The sequence below is a fragment of the Corynebacterium sp. ACRPO genome (assembly GCF_022347205.1).
Lineage (GTDB): Bacteria > Actinomycetota > Actinomycetes > Mycobacteriales > Mycobacteriaceae > Corynebacterium.
Genome location: NZ_JAKRNE010000017.1, coordinates 1 through 14,857 on the forward strand (window position 1 = coordinate 1; position 14,857 = coordinate 14,857).

General features: G+C 60.5%; 16 protein-coding genes and 1 rRNA gene. 10 read left to right on the forward strand and 7 right to left on the reverse strand.

The annotated features are described in order from the left end of the window. The 5 genes from rrf to MHY22_RS10075 form a co-directional block, all read left to right on the forward strand. Positions 1-106 (forward strand): 5S ribosomal RNA (gene rrf, locus MHY22_RS10055); the annotation flags it as partial. A 93-nt stretch (positions 107-199) separates the two neighbouring features. Continuing rightward, positions 200-427: a tRNA 2-thiouridine-synthesizing protein gene (locus tag MHY22_RS10060; RefSeq protein ID WP_239279157.1), complete on the forward strand. Its 228-nt coding sequence runs from the start codon at positions 200-202 to the stop codon at positions 425-427. Continuing rightward, positions 427-1,560, forward strand: coding sequence for a hypothetical protein (locus MHY22_RS10065; RefSeq protein ID WP_239279159.1), 1,134 nt, complete (start codon positions 427-429; stop codon positions 1,558-1,560). The genes MHY22_RS10060 and MHY22_RS10065 overlap by 1 nt, the downstream gene beginning before the upstream one ends. 184 nt (positions 1,561-1,744) lie before the next feature. Then, the gene (locus tag MHY22_RS10070) at positions 1,745-2,992 is read left to right on the forward strand and encodes an HNH endonuclease signature motif containing protein (RefSeq protein WP_239279161.1); all 1,248 of its coding nucleotides are present in this window, start codon (positions 1,745-1,747) and stop codon (positions 2,990-2,992) included. 47 nt (positions 2,993-3,039) lie between these two features. Then, positions 3,040-3,822 (forward strand): hypothetical protein, encoded by a 783-nt coding sequence (locus MHY22_RS10075; RefSeq protein WP_239279163.1) that lies wholly within the window; start codon positions 3,040-3,042, stop codon positions 3,820-3,822. On the opposite strand, the gene MHY22_RS10080 is transcribed toward MHY22_RS10075, so the two are convergent. From MHY22_RS10080 to MHY22_RS10090, 3 genes are read right to left on the reverse strand one after another with little or no spacing between them, the layout of a single operon-like run. Next, positions 3,819-4,442: a DUF3239 domain-containing protein gene (locus MHY22_RS10080; protein WP_239279165.1), complete on the reverse strand. Its 624-nt coding sequence runs from the start codon at positions 4,440-4,442 to the stop codon at positions 3,819-3,821. The genes MHY22_RS10075 and MHY22_RS10080 overlap by 4 nt on opposite strands. Beyond that, positions 4,439-6,064 carry a DNA repair helicase XPB gene (locus MHY22_RS10085; RefSeq protein ID WP_239279167.1) on the reverse strand — a complete coding sequence of 542 codons (1,626 nt, stop codon included), beginning with the start codon at positions 6,062-6,064 and terminating at the stop codon, positions 4,439-4,441. Before MHY22_RS10085 ends, MHY22_RS10080 begins: the two co-directional genes overlap by 4 nt. Beyond that, positions 6,061-8,076 (reverse strand): helicase-associated domain-containing protein, encoded by a 2,016-nt coding sequence (locus MHY22_RS10090; RefSeq protein WP_239279169.1) that lies wholly within the window; start codon positions 8,074-8,076, stop codon positions 6,061-6,063. The genes MHY22_RS10085 and MHY22_RS10090 overlap by 4 nt, the downstream gene beginning before the upstream one ends. 66 nt (positions 8,077-8,142) lie before the next feature. On the opposite strand from MHY22_RS10090, the gene MHY22_RS10095 reads away from it, so the two are divergent. Further along, positions 8,143-8,328 (forward strand): hypothetical protein, encoded by a 186-nt coding sequence (locus MHY22_RS10095; RefSeq protein WP_005329460.1) that lies wholly within the window; start codon positions 8,143-8,145, stop codon positions 8,326-8,328. An 85-nt stretch (positions 8,329-8,413) separates the two neighbouring features. On the opposite strand, the gene MHY22_RS10100 is transcribed toward MHY22_RS10095, so the two are convergent. Beyond that, positions 8,414-9,043 carry a resuscitation-promoting factor Rpf1 domain-containing protein gene (locus MHY22_RS10100; protein ID WP_049378817.1) on the reverse strand — a complete coding sequence of 210 codons (630 nt, stop codon included), beginning with the start codon at positions 9,041-9,043 and terminating at the stop codon, positions 8,414-8,416. Between the two features lie 320 nt (positions 9,044-9,363). Between MHY22_RS10100 and MHY22_RS10105 the strand changes: the two genes are divergently transcribed. Continuing rightward, complete coding sequence (locus tag MHY22_RS10105) at positions 9,364-9,744, forward strand: cold-shock protein (RefSeq protein ID WP_005323875.1); 381 nt, start codon at positions 9,364-9,366, stop codon at positions 9,742-9,744. Here MHY22_RS10105 and MHY22_RS10110 read toward each other — a convergent pair. Together MHY22_RS10110 and MHY22_RS10115 are read right to left on the reverse strand one after the other, a co-directional pair. Next, positions 9,741-10,319 (reverse strand): DUF2771 domain-containing protein, encoded by a 579-nt coding sequence (locus tag MHY22_RS10110; protein WP_239194160.1) that lies wholly within the window; start codon positions 10,317-10,319, stop codon positions 9,741-9,743. The genes MHY22_RS10105 and MHY22_RS10110 overlap by 4 nt on opposite strands. Before the next feature lie 6 nt (positions 10,320-10,325). Beyond that, on the reverse strand, positions 10,326-11,090 hold the full coding sequence (locus tag MHY22_RS10115; RefSeq protein ID WP_239279171.1) for a glutaminyl-peptide cyclotransferase: 765 nt from the start codon (positions 11,088-11,090) through the stop codon (positions 10,326-10,328). Positions 11,091-11,128: 38 nt separating this feature from the next. On the opposite strand from MHY22_RS10115, the gene MHY22_RS10120 reads away from it, so the two are divergent. From MHY22_RS10120 to MHY22_RS10130, 3 genes are read left to right on the forward strand one after another with little or no spacing between them, the layout of a single operon-like run. Beyond that, complete coding sequence (locus tag MHY22_RS10120; RefSeq protein WP_239279172.1) at positions 11,129-11,797, forward strand: DUF3027 domain-containing protein; 669 nt, start codon at positions 11,129-11,131, stop codon at positions 11,795-11,797. A 49-nt stretch (positions 11,798-11,846) separates the two neighbouring features. Next, on the forward strand, positions 11,847-13,250 hold the full coding sequence (locus MHY22_RS10125; RefSeq protein WP_239279174.1) for an NCS2 family permease: 1,404 nt from the start codon (positions 11,847-11,849) through the stop codon (positions 13,248-13,250). A 9-nt stretch (positions 13,251-13,259) separates the two neighbouring features. Beyond that, complete coding sequence (locus tag MHY22_RS10130) at positions 13,260-14,066, forward strand: RNA methyltransferase (RefSeq protein ID WP_239279176.1); 807 nt, start codon at positions 13,260-13,262, stop codon at positions 14,064-14,066. Here the strand turns inward: MHY22_RS10130 and MHY22_RS10135 are convergent. Beyond that, positions 14,027-14,857 (reverse strand): hypothetical protein, encoded by an 831-nt coding sequence (locus MHY22_RS10135; protein WP_239279178.1) that lies wholly within the window; start codon positions 14,855-14,857, stop codon positions 14,027-14,029. The genes MHY22_RS10130 and MHY22_RS10135 overlap by 40 nt on opposite strands.

Here is a 14,857-nt window from a genome sequence, read left to right on the forward strand (position 1 = left end):
TAGCTGCAGGGAAACGCCCGGTCCCATTCCGAACCCGGAAGCTAAGCCTGCACACGCTGATGGTACTGCAACCGGGAGGTTGTGGGAGAGTAAGTCACCGCCGACACCAAACAACAAAACACAACAAAATACAGTCTAATGAGAAGGAGACGGTACACCACCGCCTCCTTCTTTTTCACGTTTTGCTATTCTCCTCACCATGGACCAAAAGCAAATTTCTTATGTGGCGGACCAGGTCGAGCAAGGAATTCTTGGACTCGAAGGCGTCGATAAGCTCCTGGCTTATTTGGATAGCTTGCATCCGGATGATTTGGTCGGCGTGGATTTCCTCGTTGACCGCATGTTTGAGGAGGAGCGTAACCAAATCTGGGAGCTCACGGAAACGCTTAAGGAGTTTCTCGCGGATCTAAAGGAATGCCAGAAGTAGTGCAGACGCTTGACGAAGCAACCAACACCCTTGTAAACCCCTCCGGTTTGAATCTGACTGACCCTGACGATTCACGGGCGTACGCCGACCAGGTGTGGCAGGCCGGTGTGCTTTTGAATGTGGCAATTGATGAGCCTCAACACCTGACCAGCCAAGGCGTCAAGTCAATAGAGCCTTACGATGTCTTCCCGGTCGCGCAACGGGCGCTAGAAGAGGTTCTGCTACAGTTGCCGCTGGCTAATGATCCATTTGGGTCCGTGATCTGGAGCGCGGAACGCTTGGCCCAGGAACTACCTCAGGCTGCCCGATTGGCCCAGGTCGACGGGCTGCGCTTAGTCGAGTGGCTTTTGGGCGTTCTTGAATCGCCGTATGCGGAGCAGGTTGATATCGACCCCGTACAGTACGCGGAGGCTTTAGGACCTGCAGGCCTCAAAGAGCTGCGCGAGCGTGCGCAGGGTGAGTATGTCGGTCGTCGGTTAGCGGTGCTTTCCGGTTCTGTCGAGGAGGTATTTCGTACCCACACGGACGGATACGAGCAGCTCATTAGCGGGCTTTCGGAGATCGGCCGGTTCGACCTTGCTTACACGTACTCGGAAGAAGCGATGCGAATCCTCCCCGCTGAGGAAACGTTCAATATTGCTGGTGGTTGGGCCGCGATTACCGACGTCCACTTTCCTCACCGCAGCCCTTACGTCAATGAGCGAGTTTTCGACGCGTTTCCACGGCTTTCGACAGCGAAAGGTCTTTTTGCGGCGGTGGGGGATAGCGTAGTGGAGCACATCGAGGCTCGGCTGTGCGATAAGCCCTGGGATCTTGCAATGTTTCAGTATCAGTGCCTACGCGATCCGCAACGAGCATGGGCGACAGCCTCGGACGCTGGGCTCCAACGCAATGTGGCAGAACAACTTCTTCCGTACCTACCGGACGAGACCATTCCCGTTCTTCTGCAACTTATAGAGGATAAGCTGGAAACAAAAACTGCCTATGGTCGCGAACAAGCGTATGGGTTGCTCGGGAAAGTTCAGAAGGCAGCTGACCTGGCTTCATTTGAGGACTTCTTAGGTCGCCTACAGCGAAAGTTTGCTGACTGCCCTGAAATTCGCAACCAGCTTGCCGACGCCGCCCAACCCTAAACCTTTGCTTTTACCCCCGTTGCTGGTCGTGGCGCGACTCTCGGGATCCCTGCGGATTTAGGGGAGCCTATTCGAACATAAACACCCCCACAGGGGACACATGTCCACCAGCCGGGATACTATAAAGGCACTCATTAGAAAACACATACGAACTTTGTTCTTCTCTGCTGGAGTGCCCCGCCCCATGACTGCCACACTCACCCGACCCGAACCAGATACAACCCTCGACTACCCAGACACCCTCCTCATAGGTGACCACCCCGACATCGATCACCTAGACGATGGTGATGTGCCGGAAGCGTTCTACACCACCAACGCACCCGGCAACCACATCGGCAAAGCCGGCACCTACACACGCAAAACCTCCTGGTTCCTCTACCGCGCCATCCTCCCCCAACTAGACGACGACGTCGATCTGAGCCTCACCAGCCTCGCCAAAGACCTCGGCATCTCCTACAACAAACTCCTAGGCTTCCTGCGCGCCCACTTCCGCATGCGCCAACTACCCCTAGTCACCGAAGTCCAAGGCCAGCACTGGATACTCGACCTGATCAAACTGCGCATCATCGATCGCGAACTCAACAGGCTTGAAGATAACCCAGAGCATCTTGAAGCCATCGACGCCGCACTCGCAGACTTCCTCACCCCCACCACACCCAACCAAACAGTCCCCACCGACGCGGATCTGCGCCGCTTCATCCGCACCTTCATCGACACCCACCTGCGCCCCGAAGACAAAGAACAACAACCCGAACCGCGTCTGCGCATCAACTACAACCCGGATAACACCACCACACTATCTTTGACCTGCGATAGTGCCACCGCCACCATCATCGCCCGCCACATCGACGCCTACACCAACCAGACCACAACCACCGCCGCACAAGCACTCATCGACCTCATCCTCGAAGACACCCACACCAGTGTTGCCATCAACACGTTTACCACCAACCCTGACACCAACCTCGTCTTCCACCCCGGTGCCGGATGGATAAACCTCGACCATGCCCCCACGGACAACACCTTCATCCGCCGACTCTTAGCCGACGAGGTACACTCTTATACCCCCAGCACCGACATCCGCGCCTACACCCAAGGCAGAGACGCTACCTGCCGCTGGCCCGGCTGCACCATCCCCGCCACTAGATGCCAACTCGACCACCGCATCGAATACCACCTCGGCGGGCCAACCAGCCCAGATAATTTAGTCAACCTCTGCCAACACCACCACAACATCAAAACCGACCGCAGAATCCATTACATCCTCGACCCCATCACCGGAACCATCGCCTGGCTCCACCGCGACGGCACCTACCAACTAGACCACCCCACCGGACCACTAGCCACACACCACACCCACTGGAACCACACCTGGGCCCAATACCTCACACACCAACAACAAAGAACAGAAAGGAAGACCTCCGAAGATTAGCGGACGCCGTTAGAATGGGCTGACAGCCTACCGAGGAGGCTGAACTGATGAGCTCACTGGCTGTCATCGCCTTGCCATTTTTTCAGAGTAGGACCCGATCCTTTCTTGATGAGGATCGGGCAGCTAGACGTGCACTGAAAATGCAAGATGGAATTGGCGTGCTCGATTTTGCCGTGGAGGACCCTTCGGAGGATCCAGCCCAAGTATTCTCGGTTGTGCAAGAAGCGCTGGAGATTGCCGTAGATGTGATAGCCAATGCGGATGACTCACTTGGCATGTTAAGTGAGGTTGTTGAAGAGCTTATCGAGCTCCATGCTAAGAGCGCACAGCGCGCCAAGCCTGCGCCAATGGAGCTGGCCGAGTGGTTCATTGATTTCCATGAGAGCAACGGGGTTGATTATTTCGATCTTGACCCTGTTGCATATTCAACGGTCCTCGGAGAAGACGGCCTGGCTCGGGCGCGCGCTTGGACGGAAAACGCAGATGTTATCCGCCGCAAGTATATGGAGAAGCGCTTTGCGGTTTTAGATCAAGACGTCGAAGCAATCATTCGTACGCACTTGGCTGAGGGTAGCTACGCGGTTTATTTCGAAGAGACAGCTAAAGCCTTAGAAGAAATCGGTGAGTATGACGCTGCGTGGGAGTACGCGAAGCGTGGAACCGAATCTGATCCAGATTGGCAGGCGCGGTCCTGCGGGCAATTCTGGGTGGAACTAGCGAGGGATCATTTCCCCGAAAGGGAGGAAGAGGTCGCCCAGATAGTTCTCAACAAGTGGCCGGACCCGCTCCTAGAAGTAATGCTTTATCCAGAAAGGTTTGTGGAGCCCTAGAGAACTAGGAGGTCGAACTTCGTAGCTTTTACGTCGGAAAGGCGCTTGCGGGCGCGCTCGAGACGCTGCCACTGATCTTGGGGGATGGCTTTCCGGGCAATGGTGACGGTTTCGGCGTCGGGGGTGCCCCACGCGATGGGCATAGGGGTGATTTGCTGCCAGTGGTTGTTGTCCGCGCGGCCGGACACAGCGGCGACGGGAACCTTGGTGCCTACGGTGCGCTGAGTGCCGGGAATGGCAGTCACGGTGCGCAGGCAAGCAGCCCAGCGGGGAGCCAGGGAAGGATCCACGTTGGTGTTGACCAGGGCGAGCAGGACCATGTCGCGTTCATTGACCTCAGCGATGACAGCCGGAGCAAGGGGATAGGAGTCATAGAGTTGCTGGGCGGTGCCGACTTTACGGGCGGCGGCGAAGCCGACGATGGCCACCATGATTCCGAAAAGGATCATGCCGAGGCCGATGGTAATGCCCCAGGAAAATCCCCACCAGATGGCCGCGCCGCCGATGATGAGCAGGATGCCCAGCACGAGGCCGGAGATGCGAAGGCGGTTGGAATCGCGCAAGAGCTCGTTATTGGCCTTGGCAAAGGACTCGTCTACGTCGAACTTGAAGATTTTCATTGTTCCAAGTCTAGTGCGTCGATAAGCCGGTAGGCATATCCTTGCTCGGCGAGGAAACGCTGGCGGTGCACGGCGTAGTCCGCATCGAGGCTATCGCGGGTGACCAGCGAATAGAAGAGGGCTTCCTCTTCCTTGGGGCGCAGCAGTCGGCCGAGGCGTTGGGCCTCCTCTTGGCGGGAGCCGAAGGTACCGGAGACCTGGATGGCTAGGGCTGCCTCGGGAAGATCGATGGAGAAATTGGCCACCTTGGACACCACGAGAACAGGAAGTGTGCCGTCGCGAAATTGTTGGAAGAGGCGCTCGCGCTTGGCGGTGGAGGTGGAACCGTCGATAACGGGGGCGTCGAGATGCGCGCCGAGCTCTTTGAGCTGGTCGACATAACCGCCGATGATGAGCGCCTGCTGTGGGTGCCGGGCCAGGATCTTGTCCACCGCATGGAGCTTGGCGGCGGCTTGGGCGGCGATGCGGTAGCGGTCGCGAGGTTGGGCGGTGGCATAAAGCATGCGTTCCTCGGCGTCCATATCCACGCGGACCTCGATGCATTCGGCGGTGGCGATATAGCCGGCCATCTCGAGTTCTTTCCATGGGGCGTCGTAGCGCTTGGGGCCGATGAGGGAGAAGACGTCGCCTTCGCGGCCGTCCTCGCGCACGAGGGTAGCGGTAAGCCCTAGTCGACGCCGCGATTGAAGGTCCGACGTCATGCGGAACACCGGGGCGGGAAGGAGATGGACCTCGTCGTAGATGATGAGGCCCCAGTCGCGGGAATCGAAGAGCTCGAGGGCGCGGTATTCGCCCTTGGTTTTGCGGGTGACCACCTGGTAGGTGGCGATGGTGATGGGTTTGATTTCCTTCTTTTCGCCGGAGTATTCGCCGATTTCGTTTTCGGTCAGGGTGGTGCGGCGCAGGAGCTCGTCGCGCCATTGGCGGCCGGCGACGGTATTGGTGACCAGGATGAGCGTTGTGGATTCCGCCTTGGCCATCGCAGCCGCGCCGACGATGGTTTTTCCAGCGCCGCACGGTAATACGACGACGCCGGAACCGCCGGACCAGAAGGCCTCGGTGGCGTACTGCTGGTAGTCGCGTAGCTGCCAGCCGTCCTGATTGAGGGCGATGGGATGGGACTCGCCATCGACGTAACCGGCGAGATCCTCGGCCGGCCAACCGGCCTTGAGGAGGGCTTGTTTAAGGCGGCCGCGCTCGGAGGGCGGGACGGCGATGGAGTTCTCGTCGATGCGGGCGCCGAGGAGTTTTCCGGTAGCTCCGCGGGTAAGTTCTTCCAGGATGGGCGGCTCATCGGACTCGAGGATGAGGCCGTGGGCCGGGTGGGCGTGGAGGCGGACGCGGCCGTAGCGGGACATGGTTTCGGCGACGTCGACAAGCAGGGCTTGGGGGACCGGAAAGCGGGAGTAGGTTTCTAGGACGTCGACGACCTGCTCAGCGTCGTGCCCGGCCGCGCGGGCATTCCACAGCGCGAGCGGGGTGATGCGGTAGGTGTGCACGTGCTCGGGGGCGCGCTCGAGCTCCGCAAAGGGAGCGAGCGCGGCGCGGGCCTCAGCGGCTTGGGCGTGATCCACCTCGAGCAGGACGGTCTTATCCGACTGCACAATCAATGGTCCGTTCATGGCTCCAGCGTAACGGAGGTGATTCGGTGCAAGGGAAACCGGATGGTAGAGCCATCGGCCGCGCGAGCGTCGATTTGCCCTCCCGCCACGGTCAGCGGGGTGACGGTGCGTTTCTTTTCGTTGCCGTTTTTGTCCGCATAGCCGATGGTGATCGGCCGGGCAGTGCGCGCGGCGGCGTGGACTATGTCGAGGCTGGAAGTAGTAGGGGCGGCGTCGTCGCGCAGGGTGCGCATGGCCTTCGCGATGTCCGGGGAAGCGGTGGCACGACGGGCGGTGGGCGTCGGCAGGGTGGCCGGTTCGGGCGCGACGGTGAGGCTGGCGCCGCTTTCGTCCTCGGCCGCTGGAGAGAGTCCGTGCTCGCGCAGGCGCTCCAGCAGGTCGTGCACCGGCAATTGGGACACCGCTACGGTGGGCGCGAGCAGGCGCAAGGGCGCTGTCTTGAGCGCAATCTGGAGGAGAGCCGGGTCCTCGCTGCGCAGGTAGGACAGCGCTGGGCCGGAGCGCAGGGTGCCATGGCGCTTGGCGACGTCCCCGATGTGGAACTCCAGCGTCTGCGGTACCTCCCCGTGGGCTGCGAAGAAGGCCTGGATTTCCTCCCCAGTCATGCCACGATCGAGCCCGCGGCGCAGGGAAGCGTCCGAGATGCGGTAGACACTGGCCAGGCCAGGGGACTCGAGGTCGGCGACGGATTCGAGCCGCTGGTGGGTCTCCGGATCGAGCGGGCCGGGAACCAGGACGGTCATATCCGCTTGGATGAGGAAGTAATCGACCGTGTCGGGGGTGAGGCGGGTGGCGGCTTCGGGGCCGTCGATAAGCACGCTGGTGGGGCGCTCAAGGGCAATGGCGCCGATCCACTCGGCTTCCGCGCGGAGTTCGGCGATGGTCTCGTCCGAAGTGTGCGTGGCAAAGAGCGGAAAGTGGAAGCGTAGGGACTCCTCGAAGCTGGGCTTCGCCCCGCGCAGGTAGACCTGCAGGACTTTGTCCCTGAAGCCAGGAAGCCGGTCATTGGTGTGCGCTAGCGTGCGGCCTTCCTTGGTCCATGGGGAGGCAGTCCACGCCTCGAGCAGGACCTGCCACTTTTCGGCGAGGCTCGCGTCGAGCCAGGCCTGGGCTAGCTCCGTTGGCGCGAGGAAATTGCCGTCGGAGTTTTTCGGTTCGCCGCGGCTGAGCAGGCGGGCGCTCATGCCGAGCTCAATGAGGCGACGCAGCTCTCCTTCATCGATAGTGAGGGTTTTGCTCAGGTTGGTGAGTTGGCGAACGCCGACGGTCTTGTCCTTGAGCAGTTCTATCGGCCGTGCGCCTAGGGCGTCAATGACGCGCTGCATGCCGCGCACAGCGGAAAGGCCGGCCGCGGTACCGGCATCATCGGCCTTGGAATCCGGGGCGGGGGATTCGGTGATTCCCTCTACTGGGATTGGGGCGGTGGGCTTGCCGTTGAGCGCAAGGTGCACGGCGCGCGGCAGGCGGACGGTGGTGGCGTCCACGCGCTGGAGCAGCTGCTTGGCGATGAGCCGCGGAATCGGCCGGCCCGGATCCGCATCGATGGCCGCATCTCGCGTGGTACCCAGGCCATTGGAGCGCGATAGGGTCTCGAGGACCTTCCGTTCTTCGTCCGGCAGCTCGGCGATGTCCTCCGGGCTGACCTGAACCTGGTCGAGGAGGGACCAGCCCGTGGGAAGGGCAGGCATGACCTCGGGTGGGATGAGGATGTTGCCGTAGGCTAGGCCGCGCTCCTTGAGCTGGCGGGTGATATTCGGATTAAGGTCTTCTACCTCTTCGAGTTCTCCTCCGCGGCGCGCGATGTCTTCGATTTCCGCAAGCTGCCGTGCAGTGCAGTTCATTAAAGCCCGAGCGATGGAGGTGCGCAGGAGCAGGCGGGTAGCGAGCGCGGCGATGCTCGGGGGTAGCGGATTGAGCACATCCGGCCGGTTGCGGAGGATGGTGGCGAGCTCTTCTTCCTCAAGGGAGGCGAGCCACGTGCGGAAATGCGGGAGGTGGGAAGACTGAGGCATGATGTCACCCCAGTTTAGTTATCGTTTGAGTTACGTTTTTGCGCAAGGTTTGAAATAATAAGGGCTATGTCGAATCAGAAGAAGGGTCACGTTTCCCCGGCTTGGCCGAAGAACGAAAATCGCGAGCACGCAATCACGGAAATCTCTGCGCCTTTTGCTGGTGCGTCCAGCCCCTACGGCGATGATCTGATCTTGCCGATGCCGGCAGAGAAGCTGAACTACGTTCACCCTTATACTCGCATCAATCGCTAGAGTATTTCCCCGCCTTGGTGCGGGGATTTTTCTTCCATACAAAAAGGGCCCATTGCTATTGCAAAGGGCCCTTTATCGCTATGTCTTAGCGGGTGATGTTCTCAATCATCTGCGCAATCGGGTCGATGACGTTGCGGTTGGCAGAGTAGAAGTTGTTGAAGTCGTGGCGGTTAGCCTTGTACAGCTCGGTGAACTGCGCAGGCAGTGCCAGGCCGTAGGAGTTAGCGGCATTCTTGATGGTGTTGTACAGAGCATCAACAGCCAGCTCGTCGGACTTCTGAGCGGCAGCCTGCTTTACCGGAGCCGGTGCCTGGGCCGGAGCCTTAGGGGCAGCGGACGGAGCAGTGCGCTGGGTCGGAGCGGAGTTCAGGCCGAGGGAAGCGGAGCAAGCCGGCCATGCGCCCCAGCCCTGGGAAGCAAGCACGCGCTCAGCGACGACAATCTGCTGCTCGCGGGTAGCCTGGTCAGCGGTAGCAGCGAACTGGCCGCCACCATTGGCCTGCCAGGTCTGCGGGTTGAACTGCAGCCCGCCCTGGTAGCCGTTGCCGGTGTTGATGTGCCAGTTGCCGCCGGACTCGCACTGTGCCAGGCGGTCCCAGTCGGAATCTGGGGCAGCGGATGCGGTCGGTGCCATGATGGCAGCGGCGGCGCCGAAGGCGACGGTGCCGGCGGTGAACTTAGCGGCCATACGGTTCTTAGCGGAGTGGCGTCCCATGTAGTTAGTCCTCTCTGTGTGCCCGCATTAAGTGCAAAAATATGTACCAAAAAGAAAGGGCGGGCGAGGGCAACTTTCTTAACGGCTCTTAAGTGTCTGGAGGACAGCGTAGCGGTTTATAACGAAAGTGTCACGTTATGGGCACTAAACGGGAAAGAAATGGGACAAATGTGGTGGGTGAGGGGGTGTTTTTGCAGGTGAGCAATAATCTGTGATCTGTGTCATGTAACGCGGGTGTGTCGCGGCAGAGTGCGCGACTTCTGTTGTTTTGACCAGGCGGCTAAAATAAAGATTTTCCCCTAGAGAAGAGGTGGGTACCTATGCCTATTGGCAAAGTGAAGTGGTATGACGCCGAGAAAGGTTTCGGTTTCGTCAGCAACCCGGGCGATGAAGACGTTTATGTTGGCCGCAACGTGCTGCCCAAGGGAGTAGAGGAACTGTTCCCCGGCCAGCGCATCGACTTCGACTTCGCGGCCGGGCGCCGCGGTCCGCAGGCGCTGCGGGTCAAAGTATTGGATAAGCCGCGTCGCCGCACCCCGGCCCGCAAGCCGGAAGAACTCGGCAGCATGGTCTCTGACGTGATGACCTTGCTGGAGTCGCAGATTCAGCCGGTGCTCAATTCCGGCCGCTACCCGGAGCGCAAGACTGGGCGCCAGGTAGCAGAAATCCTCCGCGCAATCGCGAAGGATTTGGATAGCTAATCAGAAGCCTTCGTGGATTCCTCCGCGGAGGCTTCTCGTTCTTTATCGGTCATCGTGGTCAGCGACCACACGGTGGCCAAGGGAGTTTCGTCACCGTTGTCATCGGTGCCGATCATCATGGAGGAAATCTCCACCACCTTGAGGCGGGGGCGCTTGCCGGTAGAGGCCTTGATGGGGTCTACCGAGCCGGGGATCGATACCTCGGTGGTCTCGTTCGCGCCGTGTGCGGTTTCATCGTTGGCGGCGGGGTCATCGTAGATGGAAAGAATCTTCCACTCGTGGTCGGAGATTTCTTCGGGAATATCGAGTTTGAGGGTGTCATCATCCCCCACGGTGAGGTTCGGGACCTCGCCTTCCGGGCATTCGGTGCCGGGCTCGCATGCAATGTACGGGGCGACGTCGATGGACTTATCGCCCACGGAGGCGGTGACCGTGATGTCGCGGGGATCGGGACCCGGGCGCTGGTTCCACCAGTTTTGGAAGATCACCACGGCGGCGACGATGACCGCCACGACCACGATGAGGGCCAAGATCTGCAGCAGCGACTTTTTCCTTGCTTCCTTACGGGTTGCCATGGGCCTTTACCTTACTCGAACGTGGAAGAGTTCTTCCCACCGCTTGCCGGTAAGCCAGAACTCATCGCCTGTGATGTGCGCGATGCCGTTGAGGACATCATCGGGGTCGGTATAGCGGGACTTATCAATCGCGTCGGTTGCGATGACGGCGGTCACGCGGCCGGTGGAGGGATCGATACGGTAGATGTTGTCATCCATCCAGACATTGGCGTAGACGGCATCGCCTACGCACTCGAGTTCATTGATGTCCTCGAGGGGCTTTCCCTCTAGGGTGACGTCGGTAGTGGAGCGCTCCGCAAAGGTCTCGGGGTCCATGTGCCGCAGGGTCGCGGAGCCATCGGACATGAGGAGAACCTCGCCGGTATTGCACAGGCCCCAGCCCTCGCCCGTGAAGGTGGCGGTATCTACCTGGCGTAGGTCGTGGTCGTATTTCAGGGCCTGGCCGGACTTCCAGGTTAGCTGCCAGATGGAATCGCCGGCTTGGGTGATGCCCTCGCCAAAGTAGCTGCTATCCAGGCGCGTTTCGGCCAAGGTTTCGCCGGTTTCGGGGGAGAAGCGCTCCAAGCGGGATTCTCCCCATTGGCCGGTGCCCAGGAGCAGGTTGCCGTCCGGATCGGTTTCGAGGCCCTGCGTAAAGGAATTGGGTGGCAGGGAAGCGGTGCCGAGAACCTCGACGGAGAGGTGCTCTACTTCGGGTTCAGCTGGGGTAGAGGAACAAGCGACGAGGGCGCAAGGCAGAAGAATGCAGGCGGCGCGGGAAAGAAACGACATGCACCATATGTACCACCGGGTGCGCTCCATAATGAATAATGAGGGGCGTGAGTAAGCGAAAAGCAAATCCGTTGATCGATTCCCGCGCCGTGCGCATCGCGCGCGAGGCGTTGGATGAGGTGGGGGAAGGGGGCGTCGGCAAGCATATCGGCGTCGCCGGGATGGGCCGAAACGTTGCTACCCACCGATTTGAAGCAGAAATGCCTGGATACCCCGGCTGGGAATGGCAGGCGGTGCTCGCCTGCGCGGAGGGATCGCGCTACGTCACCGTCAATGAGGTAGCGCTGGTGCCGGGCGGGGAGGCCCTGCAGCCGCCGGAATGGGTGCCCTATGAGGACCGCGTGCGGCCCGGCGACCTTGGCCCCGGAGACCTGATGCCACCGGCCGTGGATGATTCCCGCCTGGACGGGGATAACCTATCCACGTCCGGCCTGGAAGACGCCAAGAAGCGCTGGCGCACCGAGTTCGGCCCAAATACGGATATGGCGGCCAAGGTGCGACTGCAATGCCGCACCTGTGCGTTTTATGTGCAGCTGATGGACAACTACGGCGTCTGTGCCAATGAGTACTCGGCGGACGGCCGGGTGGTGCACTCGCGCTATGGCTGCGGTGCGCATTCGCAGACGCGCGTGCGGGAAGAAAAGACCCCGGAAGTGGCCTTCGATGATGAAAAGCCCATCTTCCAGGATTTTGAAATCGAGGATTAAGGCAGCAGACTTATGGCGTAAGACTCGCTGTACGTGAAAGGCGCAGGCGTTGAAAGCCACTCTCGATCGCTATTTCCATATCTCTGAACGTGGTTCCTCCATTGGAACCGAGCTACGCGCGGGAACGGTCTCGTTCTTCGCCATGGCCTATATCATCCTCTTGAACCCGCTCATCCTTGGTACTACCGAGGATGCGGAAGGCTACGCGCTGGGCGTGCCACAGGTCGCCGCCGCCACCGCGCTGGTCGCCGGCGTCATGTCCATCCTCTTCGGTGCCATTGCCAAGTATCCCTTCGCCATGGCCGCCGGCCTCGGCATGAATACCTTCGTGGGCGTGAGCATGGTCGCCACCAGCGGGCTGACGTGGCAAGAATCCATGGGCCTGGTGGTTATCGAGGGCATCATCATCGTCCTGCTGGCCATTTCCGGTTTCCGCACCGCCGTCTTTGACGCCATCCCGCAGTCCATGAAGGCGGCGATGGGCGTGGGCATCGGCATGTTCATCGCCATGATTGGCCTCGTGGATGGTGGCTTTGTCACCCGCGTGCCGGACGCTGCGAATACCACCGTGCCGGTGGGGTTGGGCATCAATGGTTCGATTTCTACCTGGCCGGCGCTGGTTTTTGTCATCGGCCTCATTATTTGTTCCTTCATGGTCATCCGGAACGTGCCGGGCGGGCTTTTTATCGCCATCGTGCTGACCACTATCATCGCGTTTATTATCCAGGCGTTGACCGGCTCCGAGGATTGGGGCATGGCCGCGCCCGTGAAGCCGGAGGCGCTCGGCGGCATTCCGGATCTGTCCATCGTGGGCGATGTGAACCTGGTGGGCGCCTTTACCAAGATCGGCGTGGTCTCTACGGTGCTGCTGATTTTCACTCTATTGCTGACCAACTTCTTTGATGCGATGGGCACCATGACCGGCCTGGGCAAGCAAGGCAAGCTTGTCGACGCCGACGGTAACCTCCCCGATATGAAGAAGGCCCTCGTCGTCGAAGGCTTCGGCGCCGTGGCCGGCGGCCTGGGCTCTGCTTCTTCCAATACCGTCTTTGCGGATTCCTCCGCCGGCATTGCCGATGGCGCCCGCACCGGCCTGGCCAACCTCATGACCGGTGTGCTGTTCCTCGCCGCGATGTTCTTGACGCCGCTGTATGAAATCGTGCCCATCGAGGCCGCCTCCCCAGTGCTGGTCATCGTCGGCGTAATGATGGCCGCGCAGCTGACCGAGATCCGCTGGACCAAGATGGAGATCGCCATCCCCGCCTTCCTGACCATCGTGACCATGCCGTTTACCTATTCCATTGCCAACGGCATCGGCGTGGGCTTCATCTCCTTCGCGCTCATGTCCACCTTCGCCGGCAAGGCCAAGGACGTGCACTGGATCATGTGGCTCTTGGCTGGCCTCTTCGTGATTTTCTTTGGCATGGATCCGATTTCCAATGCCATCGGCTAGCCTAAGGGCATGCTGATTACTGACCCCACAGACCCTCGCCTGGACGATATTCGGAACCTCAACAAATCCGATAAGTCCGGCGAGGGTCTCGTCATTGCTGAGGGCCCGCTGGTGGTCTCCCGGCTGGCCGAATCCCGGTTCCCCATGCGCTGCCTTGTGGGCTTTCCCAAGAAGGTGGAGGCCTATATTTCCGAGTATGGCGAACCCGAGTGCCCCATCTACGAGGTCTCTCGCGAGACCCTAGCGGAGGTGGCCGGCTTCGATATGCACCGCGGGCTGGTCGCCGCCGCGGATCGCGCCCCGGAGCCGGAGGTGGGCGAGATCCTAGAGACCGCAAAAACCATCGCCGTGCTCGAGGGCGTGGGAGATCATGAAAATATCGGCGCCATCTTCCGCCATGCCGCCGGCATGGGCGTGGATGCGGTGCTGCTGGGCTCCGGTGCCGCGGATCCGCTCTACCGGCGCTCGGTGCGCGTGTCTATGGGGCACGTGCTGCGCTTGCCCTTTGCCCATTTAGAAGGCGGGTTTACTACCTGGCAGCGTTCCTTGCAGGCGCTTGCCGACGCCTCCTTTACCCTCATTTCCTTAACCCCCAACCCCCACGCGGTGCACTTGGCCGAGGCCATGCATGGCCTAGATAAGGTGGCGATGCTCGTCGGCGCGGAAGGCCCCGGCCTTACCGAACACGCAATGAAGGCCACCGATATACGCGCACGCATACCGATGGCCCCTGGCACCGATTCTCTTAATGTGGCGACCGCCGCCGCCATTTCCTTTTATGAGCGCCAGCGCTCCTTGAGCGACCTAAACGTCTGAGCGCTCCAATTGCCAATGAGCGAGCCCAAGTGCTTGGCGGTGGAGATAATTTCCTCGCCGGTGGATTCCGGCTCGGCGTTGTGATCCTCGTAGTCATCGTAATCGTTGAGCCCCAGCTTATTGGCCGATTGCGCCGCTAGCTCGCCAACGGTCCGCTTGGGCTTCCGCGGGTCGATTTTCGGCTCTGGGCGGCCATCGACCGCGTAGCCCACGACGTCGAGATCAGGGCCCTCGTACCCGACCTCAATGCCAAGCCAGTATTCTTGGGCCGCTTCCATGATGCCCTGCGGCTCGAAAGGCAGGGAGATTCCGCCCAGCGGCTCGTATTTTTCGCCCGCCCAATAAGGAGCCTCGAAAGGTTCGGGCAAGCCGGTGTCTTCATAAAGGTGCTCGCGGGTAGCGCAAAGGCAGCGCTTGAGCTCGCCGCCCTCCCAGAGCGCAAAGCCGGCGTAGCCTTCCTTCTCGTTGCTTGCCAGCGCGATAACCCGCTGGGCGGGCACCGCGTTGAGCAGCGTGTCCGGCAGCTGAGAGAGGAGGACAGAGTCGCCTTCACACACCGTTTGCACCACAGTGATGCCGGGGTAGCCGCCGATATAGTACTCGTTCGGATCCGTCTGCGCGGAGCGATTGAGCGGGAATTGCCCAATCGGTGTGACCGGGAAAGTGGGATCTAGCTGGGCGAGGAACTTCCGCCCAAAGCCGCGGTCTGCCTTGGGCTCGGTCTTCAACACCTCTTCCGCATTGGGTTGAGAGATGTACCAGAGAGTAAGTACTGCGTGAGAGATGTCCAC